Below are 9,424 nucleotides of genomic sequence, written 5' to 3' on the forward strand. Positions count from 1 at the left end.
GGAAATTGACGTTACTAGCACCAACACCGATAAACATACAACAACCGAACGCGTACCGGCCGCCTTGATTTCCACAATCGAGCGATATGCCGTGATCAGACAGGTCTAAAGCCGGGAACGTTAAGCGAAGAGTTTTTCCACCTCGGCCTTTATCTTTTCATCAGACATAGCTTGCTTGGCCGTTGGCGTAGTGCCTGCACCACATGCGCGATGAAGGGCATTGTTCAATTCGCCATTCTTTCGCAGCGCTGGATCGACACGCATGCATGTATGTATCACTTTCCGGTCATTGAACGGATTGAAGTAGCTGGCATGACCATAGCCGATCAACCTTCCACCCAATGTGTTGGGCAAGAGTTGTTCAACAAATGCGAGATCGTAAATTCGGGCATGTGCGGTGCGGGGAAGTGTATTAAGCCAATTCAGGTATTCAGGGCCCCAATAGCCCACATTCTCCTCGTGCGTTTTTCCGCCAAGCGCCAATTTGGCAATCCCATGGCTCAGGTCGAATTTGGGGCTCTGGGGCCACTGGTTGGCGCGGGCCATATCCAGGATATTGCCGCGCAGGACAAAATCCGCGTCGGGCAGCATATCAGTTGCAACCAAAACGGCATTTTTGGGTGCATGTTGGTATCCCGTTCGATGGCAAAAATCCCATCGCAGACGCTGTTGGTCAGTCGGGTTGCAACCACCGCTTTGGACATGCCGTTTTGCATCGAAAATTTGGAAGTCTTTTCCGATCCCCAGGTCATAGGCAACTTGAGAACCCACATAGCAATCAAACTGGGAAATCCATGTCGCTCTATGCGTGAAGACAAGCTTCGCCAGATGCAATTTATCTTTGGCTGAATATGCGAGCGTTCGGCTGTCAACGCCACCGCTGAGCGCCAGCAGGCAGGAAAAGTTCTGCAAAACAGCACCGGTAACTTGCCGCAACCTGCCAACAAGACGGGCGGCAACGTCATCCAGGTCACCGGAAATTTCCTCGAAATCATCTTCGACGGTTGGCCAATGACGATGCAACGAAAAGCTGTCCAAATCCAGATAGTGATTGGACAGCCCCCGTTTCACATCCGGATCACAGGTCTGCTGCATCCCGTAATTGCCGCCTTGTTTCAAGACAGCTTTCCTATCGATCCGATGATTTACTCTGGCCGGACGGGACAGCGCCATCAACGGAGAGCAGGCAACGGTTTTGTCCGTGCGATTATACACCGCCGGCAGATCCATCACCGGGTCAAAATAGACGCGCTTTCCGTCGGACGTTATGAGAATGGCGATGTAGCGACCAGCGAATCCGGTGATTTCCTCTTCGACACTTTCCCAAAAGTCTTGGTCGCTTGGTGCCGTCGCAAATTGGTGATCAGATTTGCCAACCAGATTGCCTTGCTGGTCAACAGCAACGCCCAGGAGCCACCCCAGTGTGTTGCCCGTACGATCGTGCAACGCCACACAGTTCAACTTTGGGCAATGCGTTAACGCCCAACCGAGCAAGGGCTTCGGGTAACACCACCCATCTGTTTTTGGCAAAGGTTTCCGGGACAGGCAGTATTGCCTGGCAAACACGTGCTCAAAATCCAGGCCGCCGTCATCACATAATTGTTTCGCAGCGATCATGTTGTGTCCACCGTGACCAGTTTCCGAACATGTGACCCCACTAGCTTTGCGCGTGGTGTCCTTGTTTGATCTTCTCCTAGCAGAAGGGCAAGCCGTGATGAATAGGCCTGCCCCTGTAATCAAATCTAAGACCGCGCCAACACCGGCTATTTGTTTCGAGATTGAAACACGATGAAACAAACGCCGAAATCAGGCTGAAACATCCCTCCTGCACACCACCGGCATCCGGGGCCAAAAGAGCTCCACATCAAAAAAGGAAACAGATTATGGAATTTCAAACTGAAACCACCGCCGCAGATAACGGAGTGAACGTTGAGGCCTTGCTCGGTGCGCGTGATGCACTGGCCGAAGCACCCGCCGCGGCACAATTCACTTGGCGTGCAAATTGTGAATGGATGGGCGGGGCGCATAGCCGCTCGACCATCAACAGCTTTTTTGGCCTTGGCGAAGAGCAAAACCACACATGTGACTTTACCATTGAGGCGGACCACCCCCCGCAATTTGCCGCCTCCGACAAGGGCGCAACACCGGTTGAAATCGTCCTGTCCGCTCTGGCCAGCTGCCTGACGGCCGGCGTGGCATCTGTTGCCCAGAACCGCGGCATCCAGATGCATTCGGTCAAGGTCACGGTTGAGGGCGACATGGATATCGCAGGTATCCTGGGCATCGATGCGGACATTCGCAACGGGTTCAACGCCATCCGCGTTTCGTTCGATATCGATGCCGATGCCAGCGACGATGACATCAAGGCCGTAGTCGCTCAGTCGCAAAAACGTTCAGCCGTTTTCGACATCATCACCAACCCAAGCAACGTCCATGTGACGGTCGCCTGACACCCCGGGCCGTCGCACAAAAGGAGTACCGAATATGGCATTTGTAGCCACACCAACACCAAAGCAAACCGCGCGTTCCGTCCTTCATGCCTTAGGTGCATTTTGGAAGGAAAAAGCCAAACAAAACCGGGACCGGAAAACCTATTTCCGCATGCTCCAGTTTGACAACAAAACACTGCGGGACATTGGTCTGACACGCGACGACATCAGAGAAATGATGACACGTCTCGACTAAAGGGCACGTGACCCACCAAACAGTGGGCGATGCGGCGATTGCCGCATCGCGCCACCTAAACATTTGACAATATTGCGCTTTTCCCAAGCGATTTGCACGCTCAACCCAAGAGGGCACCATGAAACAAGTGAACACGGTCATCATAGGGGCCGGGCAATCTGGTCTGGCGATGAGCCATGAACTTGAGAAAAATGGCATTGATCACATCCTTCTTGAGCGTGGTCAGATCGGTAACTCTTGGCGTCATGAGCGGTGGGATAGCCTGCGTCTTTTGACACCAAACTGGATGAATGGGCTGGCCGGCCAGGCCTATGACGGCCCAGATCACGATGGCTTCATGCATGTCACCGAACTGGTCGCACGCTTTGACACGGCCGCCGCCGCCATCACAGCGCCGATCCATACGCAAACCACCGTTTTATCTGTTTCTGCATCCGCTCGCGGGTACCGTGTTCAGACCGATCAGGGCGCGTTCGACTGCCGCAATGTGGTTTTGGCCAATGGCGCCTGTGCCCGACCGAAACGGCCAGCCTTCAGCACGCAAATGCACGGCGACATGCACCAGATCACATCGCTCACCTACAAGCGCCCGTCAGACCTGCCCGATGGCAAAGTCCTTGTGGTTGGCGCCTCCGCCTCCGGGCAGCAACTGGCCCGCGAAATTCAGGCCTCGGGCCGCCAAACCGTGTTGGCCGTCGGCTCGCATCTGCGCTTGCCCCGGCACTATCGTGACGCCGATATCCTGACCTGGCTTGATGCATTAGGGTCACTCTCGATGTCTCACACTGAGGTTGATGACATCGAACGCTTGCGGCGCACCCCGTCGCCTGCGCTTGTGGCTGACGCCACCCTTGATCTGAATGCACTGCAGGCAGAAGGTGTCGAAATCACCGGTCGTTTGGCCATGGTTCAGGACGGAGCGGCAGTCTTTTCCGGATCTCTGGCCAATCTGTGCGACGCCGCCGATCTGAAGTTGAACCGGCTTCTGACAGCGATCGACGCATGGGTTGAAAGCACAGGCTTGACGGACCTTGTCCCTGCGCCAGAACGGTTTGCCGCCACAAAGGTTCCAACCTCACCACGACTGAAGATCGATCTGGCCCGCGAGGGGTTCAGCACCGTGCTCTGGGCCACCGGATACCAACCCGATTTCAGCTGGCTCACCCTGCCCGTTTTTGACCGGAAAGGACGGTTGCAGCATGATGGCGGCATCGTTGGCAATGGCCTCTACGCCATGGGCCTGCCCTACATGCGACAACGGCAATCCACCTTCCTGCATGGGGCCGCGGATGACGCCGCCGCGCTGACCGCTGATCTGGCCGCCCGCGTGCACCGACGCCATGCCGCATGAACATGCCAAAAAAATCCTGACTTTCCCCTGATAGTTTTTTGCAATTCCGGCAACACTCCGCAACAATGGACCGCGCGCGATAAAACCACTCATTGGCAGATAACCGGTATAGCACTTGATGGCAGACGAGCATCAAACACCGCCCCCGCAGGGGCAAATGACTGCCCTCGTTGTGCCCGGGTTCATTACCTTCACGGATGTCACGCCACCGGGTGCCAGCGAGCCGGAATTCGTGATCGCGAACGAGGCGACTGGCAAGTTTTTTCTGGCCAATCGCGCCACCGTTCAATTTTTCGTCGACCTCAAGGAAAACGGCTCGATCCTTCAGGCGCTCAACAGCGCGAATATTCCGACGTCGCGTGGCGAAGACCTGATAAAACGACTGGTCCAATCCGGCCTGTTGGTGCGTACCGGCCAGACCCAAAGCGAGGCAGACCTCAAAAAGGCACCGCTTGAAAGTAAATTGATTTCAATGCGTTGGGATTTTTTGATGCCAGTTGGGTGACCGGAAAATTCGAATGGCTGGGGCGGTTGCTCTATACGCCACTGGGCTATTTGACCTGGTTGATCACCCTGCTTGCCGCGCTCAATGCGCTGATCGAAAACAGTGACAAACTGGCGCTGACCATGCGTCAGTTTTTCGAAGCAGATTGGCGGCAATTCCTTATCTTCGGCACGCTTTATGTGGTGTTGAAGGTTATCCACGAAATGGGTCACGCCCTGGCCTATCAAAGCATGTGTCGCCAAGAGGCGCTGGAGCCCGGCCCCATCCGAATGGGGATATCGATTTTCGCGTTTACCCCCTTTCCGTTCACCGATGTCACCGGCGCGTGGCGTTTACGATCTGTTGCCCGGCGGGTGATGATCGGCGCGGGGGGCATCTATTTTGAAACCTGGATCATCGCGATCCTGACATTGATCTGGGCGCAGACCCAGACCGGCATGGTGCAAACTATCATTCTGCAGGTCGCAGTGGTCGCGGGGGCGCTGGCGTTGTTGTTCAACCTGAACCCGGCGATCAAGCTGGACGGGTACTATATGCTGACGGATTACCTGCGTCGCCCCAACTTGTCCGGTCGCGCCAGTCAGGCGGCACGCAACCTCGTGGCCCGCGCATTGGGCGCACAGACGCCACCCATCATCCGTTCGGACTTCGCCTATTGGCTGCTGTCCTACATCTATCGCTGGACGATCTTTGGCGGCATTTTCTGGCTGGTGTACCAGTTTGATCCGCGCCTGGCGCCTGTGGCACTGGTTGTGGTGCTGATGACACTGGTGGCGCGTCCGGCTTTCAACACGCTGAAATACGCTGTCAAACTTGGCATCCGCCCTCTCCGATCAGGCGTCGTTCTGGCCGGTCTGGGCGCGCTGGTTGCCCTGACGCTTATTCCCTTCCCCGACCGTATTCTGATCCAGGGGCAGCTTCGGCTCTATGAAACCCAGTTCCTGTTCGCGTCCGAAGCCGGAAAACTGGAAAAACAGGCGGATGGATCATTTGTGCTGACCAACCCGGCGGTCACCCAACAAATCACGGACATCAATCTGCGCCGTGAAATGCTGGAAAACCTGCAGCGCGCCAATCTGACATCCGCGGCGGAAAAAGCGCAGCTGGCCGCGGAAATCGAGAGTTTTCACCAAAGCCGCGCCGAGCTTGAGGCCCGCGAGGCGGCGCTGACGTTCAACATCGGACAGGGTGGCATCTGGACCTCGTTGCAGGCGGAAACCCATGACGGGGCCTGGATTGACCCTGCCACGCAAAGCACGCTTGGGGCGCATTCCACCCCTGCCCCGGCCTATTTGCAGTTGCGGTTGGATCAGGGTGTTCTTGAACGCGATCTGCCCTTGACCAAGGCCACCAACCTGCAGGTGCGCGCGATCCATGACCCGTCCTGCGAGTTTTCCGCCCGGCCGCTGGATGCGCTGACCGACAGCATTGCAATCGCTGGCAACCTTATCGTCCGCGCCGCGCCAGAAGCACCGGAAACGGGATGTATCACATCGCTCAAACATGGGGGCGCCGTGGTGGCCCGGCTGGAAACCAGCCCCCGATCCCTGCTCAAACGCCTACAATTTGGAGGTTCGCGTTTGTTGCAGGATAGGCTACCTATTAACCTGAATTAGCGTACGTCAAAACGTCGTAACAGAAAGAGAAATCACATGGTCCAACGCCGCGCTGTCACCCGGGAAGACAAGGAGCTGCAGCCCGACAATCTGCCAACGCTCTACAAGACGCTGGTGCCGCTCACCGCGGAGCGCCATGGCGGTTATTTCCTGTCACCCGAACGCAGCTATGAATACGCCTCGACCACCAATGCGATCCCGATCACCGCCGATGAATTCCCGCAGGCTATGCGCAGCTATCCCATCGTGCTTGCGGGCGGCGATGTGCCAACACCTGTAGCTCTGGTCGGCTTTTCAGCAGGCAAAAATGATCACGTGCTGCAGGATGGCAGCTGGACCAAGGGCGCTTACATTCCCGCTTATCTGCGCCGCTACCCCTTTGCCTATGTGCGCGAGGCACAGGATGTGGAACGCAACATCCTCTGCGCCGATCTCTCCTCGGTGATCTTTTCGACGCAGGGAGAGGCCGACCGCGCGCTCTTCAAAGACGGCAAACCCGCGGAAGTCCTGAGCAATGTGATGGATTTCTGCAACCGGTACGAAATGGCGCTGCAACGCACCCGGTCCGCGATGGAAGAAGCCCGCAAACTTGATCTGGTGGACCCGTCTTCCGTCACGATTTCGCGCGATGGCAAAACACTGAAAGTCGAAGGGTTTCACATCATATCCGAAGAAAAACTGCGCAAGCTGGATGACGCCACACTGGCCGGGCTGGCCCGGCGCGGCATGCTCAACATTTTCGCCGCGCACCACCTGTCCCTGACCAATTTCACGTCCTTCGGGTCGCTCTGATGCGTCTTTTAGCCTGTCTCGGCCTGACGCTGATCGGGTTTGCCCCGGCTGCGATGGCACAAGGTGTTTCAGCCATTCTGGAACCCGGCGACATGGTTGAAATCCGCTCGACGGTGGATGGGCGGGTGGATCAGATTCTGGTCCGAGAAGGTGATGAGGTGCGCAAAGACACGGTACTGGCCACGATAGACGCGCGGGTGCAACGCGCGCGCGTGGCCCTGTCGGAAATCGCGGCCGAGGCCAACGGGGCCGTAAACCGCGCCGAGATCGCGATTGAGCAATCCAAAACCATGCGCGACCGCGTGGCCCGTGCCCGCAGTAAAGGCGCCGCGCAGGAATGGGAGGTCACGCAATCCGAACAGGCGCTGCAACTGGCCGAAGCCGATCTTGACGTCGCCGTCGAAGGGATGACGCGAAGCCAGAGCCAGCTGGAACTTGAAAAGGCGATCCTGAGCGAGTTCAGCATGACCGCCCCCTTTGATGGCACGGTGCTTCAGGTGTTCAGCACCGAAGGTGAAATCGTGGACACGGAGATGACCGTTCTTGAACTGGGCAACCTTGACCGGTTGCAGGCCACGGCATTTGTACCGTTGGATTGGCTGGACTGGCTCAAGCAGGGCTCAGATGTTTCGGCGACGATTGCGGGCGATCAGACCGCAAAGGGCGTTGTCGCCTCGATTGACCCCCGCGTCGACCCGGCCAGCCTGAGCGTGCGGATCAAGATCGAATTCGACAACCCTGACCGCGCCTTTCTGGCCGGAACGGCCGTTCTGATCAATCGACCCTGAAATGACCGACGCCAGCCCCATCCCCAACACCAAGGCCGAACCAAAGGACACGGCCCCACCGGGCAGAGACCTGAATTCCGCCCTGCTGGCGTGCTTTGCGCAGGAAAACGACCCCGCCCGTTTCCCCAACCGGTTGGTTGAATTTGCCACGGCCCTTATCGCGCATCGCAATGTGTCCGTCTGGGCGAAACCGAAGGATGACGCGCCCGCCTTCGTCTTGGCCCAGGACGCAAAGGCGCACATGGGGGAGGCGGAAAGCGCGGCCGCGGAAAAGGCCTTCGAAGAAACCAAAGATGCCACCGCCGCAACGGTCAAGGTTGTGGGCGCGTACCTGGCCGCAACGCTTGCCCTGCCCGACGGGCAGACGGGGGTGCTGCTGGTCGGCATGCCCGCAGGCGGCGCGGTTGCACGGTCACTTGCCTATGAACGCGTCAGCCTTCTGGCCAACCTGTCCTACGCGCAGTTTCGCCACAGCGATCTGACCGGGCAATCACAGTTGATCCGCATCCTTGCCGCCATCGCAGCCGGTGATCTGTCGCAGATGCAGGATCTGGCCGATGTGCTGGTCCGGCTGACCGGTGCAGATTACGCCGCTGCCGGGTTCTATACCGGGCAGAACGTGAGCAATCTGGCCATATCCGGCCAAAGCGGGTTGACCAAACGGGCCACCCTGCCCGCCAAGCTGAAATCATCCATGGTGGAGCTTGCCGCCAAGAATTTGCAATCCGACAGCGGCGTTTTTGCCGCCCGTCCAGGACGCAGTGACGGACTGGTCCTACGGGCCGAAAATCCGCAACGGAACACCCGGCTTTTGCGGCTGGCCGGGGCGGTCTTTGCGCAGGCTCAACAGGGCAAACCCGCCTCGAAATGGACGGCCGCGCGGCTGGTCAAAATCGCGTCGGTTTGTCTGGTCATTGGCGCGCTCGGCCTTATACCCATTGCGGATGGTACCAAAATCCCGGCCACGGTGGAGGCCGCACAAAAACGCGTTGTCACGGCCCCGCTATCGGCCACAATTGCCGAGGTGCTGGTGCGCGACAAGGAATTTGTGCGCGCGGGCGAAACCGTTTTGATCACCCTTGCCACGCCCGAGATCGACCTCGAAATCATCGAAGTGACCGCCGAGCGCGCCAATGCCGTGCTGGAACGGGAAACCGCGCGGGCCAGCCGCAATGCACAGGTGCTGCGCAACGCCGAGCTGGAGGTCGAGCGACTGGACGCACAGCTGCGCCTGCTGGAATTGCAACGCGACAGCGCCCGGATAACCGCACCCATTTCAGGCATCGTCGTGCTGCAGGATGTGGACCAACGCATCGGCGCCACCGTCCGCAAGGGTGAGGCGTTGGTCGAGGTGTCGGACCCGTCGGCCCTGCGCCTGTCGCTGGCCATTGTCGAGGGAGAGATCAGCAACGTGGCTGAGGATGACACCGGTGTCTTCCGGCCCGATTTCGACCCCAGCCTGCGGTTGGAAGCCAGCGTGACGCGGATCTCACCCGCCGTCGACAACAGCGAAGATATTCCGCTGATTTCGGGCAAGGCGACGTTCACCGCCGCACCGGGCAGCGATCTGCGCCCGGGCATCAGCGGTGTTTTTGCGGTGGATCAGGAATACCGTCCGATCTGGCACATCCTCTACCGCAACATCCGCGATTGGGTGTTGCTGCGGGTCTGGATCTAGTCGTTTCAA

Annotated in this window: 9 protein-coding genes; 8 read left to right on the top strand and 1 reads right to left on the bottom strand. The window is 58.1% G+C overall.

The annotated features are described in order from the left end of the window. Positions 1-120 precede the first annotated feature (120 nt). Positions 121-1,797: a hypothetical protein gene (locus ACZ1HJ_RS17970; RefSeq protein WP_472720002.1), complete on the bottom strand. Its 1,677-nt coding sequence runs from the start codon at positions 1,795-1,797 to the stop codon at positions 121-123. A gap of 86 nt (positions 1,798-1,883) precedes the next feature. On the opposite strand from ACZ1HJ_RS17970, the gene ACZ1HJ_RS17975 reads away from it, so the two are divergent. The 8 genes from ACZ1HJ_RS17975 to ACZ1HJ_RS18010 all read left to right on the top strand — a co-directional run bounded on the left by ACZ1HJ_RS17975 (position 1,884) and on the right by ACZ1HJ_RS18010 (position 9,415). Beyond that, positions 1,884-2,450 (top strand): OsmC family protein, encoded by a 567-nt coding sequence (locus ACZ1HJ_RS17975; protein WP_472720003.1) that lies wholly within the window; start codon positions 1,884-1,886, stop codon positions 2,448-2,450. A 34-nt stretch (positions 2,451-2,484) separates the two neighbouring features. Further along, positions 2,485-2,685, top strand: coding sequence for a hypothetical protein (locus ACZ1HJ_RS17980; RefSeq protein ID WP_472720004.1), 201 nt, complete (start codon positions 2,485-2,487; stop codon positions 2,683-2,685). Between the two features lie 118 nt (positions 2,686-2,803). Then, on the top strand, positions 2,804-4,036 hold the full coding sequence (locus ACZ1HJ_RS17985; RefSeq protein WP_472720005.1) for an NAD(P)-binding domain-containing protein: 1,233 nt from the start codon (positions 2,804-2,806) through the stop codon (positions 4,034-4,036). Positions 4,037-4,193: 157 nt separating this feature from the next. Further along, positions 4,194-4,541, top strand: a complete 348-nt coding sequence (locus ACZ1HJ_RS17990) for a hypothetical protein (protein ID WP_472720006.1) — start codon at positions 4,194-4,196, stop codon at positions 4,539-4,541. Further along, positions 4,538-6,157 carry a zinc metalloprotease gene (locus ACZ1HJ_RS17995; protein WP_472720007.1) on the top strand — a complete coding sequence of 540 codons (1,620 nt, stop codon included), beginning with the start codon at positions 4,538-4,540 and terminating at the stop codon, positions 6,155-6,157. The genes ACZ1HJ_RS17990 and ACZ1HJ_RS17995 overlap by 4 nt, the downstream gene beginning before the upstream one ends. 36 nt (positions 6,158-6,193) lie before the next feature. Continuing rightward, the gene (locus tag ACZ1HJ_RS18000; protein ID WP_472720008.1) at positions 6,194-6,949 is read left to right on the top strand and encodes a SapC family protein; all 756 of its coding nucleotides are present in this window, start codon (positions 6,194-6,196) and stop codon (positions 6,947-6,949) included. Next, complete coding sequence (locus tag ACZ1HJ_RS18005) at positions 6,949-7,737, top strand: efflux RND transporter periplasmic adaptor subunit (RefSeq protein ID WP_472720009.1); 789 nt, start codon at positions 6,949-6,951, stop codon at positions 7,735-7,737. Before ACZ1HJ_RS18000 ends, ACZ1HJ_RS18005 begins: the two co-directional genes overlap by 1 nt. A 1-nt stretch (position 7,738) precedes the next feature. Beyond that, complete coding sequence (locus tag ACZ1HJ_RS18010) at positions 7,739-9,415, top strand: efflux RND transporter periplasmic adaptor subunit (protein WP_472720010.1); 1,677 nt, start codon at positions 7,739-7,741, stop codon at positions 9,413-9,415. Positions 9,416-9,424: the final 9 nt, after the last annotated feature.

Source organism: Roseovarius sp. JB2-10 (genome assembly GCF_055693585.1).

Excerpts from the sequence above, each read along its gene's own strand:
- ACZ1HJ_RS17985 (WP_472720005.1), top strand. The coding sequence starts at position 2,804 with ATGAAACAAGTGAACACGGTCATCATAGGGGCCGGGCAATCTGGTCTG.
- ACZ1HJ_RS18000 (WP_472720008.1), top strand. The coding sequence starts at position 6,194 with ATGGTCCAACGCCGCGCTGTCACCCGGGAAGACAAGGAGCTGCAGCCC.
- ACZ1HJ_RS17975 (WP_472720003.1), top strand. The coding sequence starts at position 1,884 with ATGGAATTTCAAACTGAAACCACCGCCGCAGATAACGGAGTGAACGTT.
- ACZ1HJ_RS18010 (WP_472720010.1), top strand. The coding sequence starts at position 7,739 with ATGACCGACGCCAGCCCCATCCCCAACACCAAGGCCGAACCAAAGGAC.
- ACZ1HJ_RS17990 (WP_472720006.1), top strand. The coding sequence starts at position 4,194 with ATGACTGCCCTCGTTGTGCCCGGGTTCATTACCTTCACGGATGTCACG.
- ACZ1HJ_RS18005 (WP_472720009.1), top strand. The coding sequence starts at position 6,949 with ATGCGTCTTTTAGCCTGTCTCGGCCTGACGCTGATCGGGTTTGCCCCG.
- ACZ1HJ_RS17980 (WP_472720004.1), top strand. The coding sequence starts at position 2,485 with ATGGCATTTGTAGCCACACCAACACCAAAGCAAACCGCGCGTTCCGTC.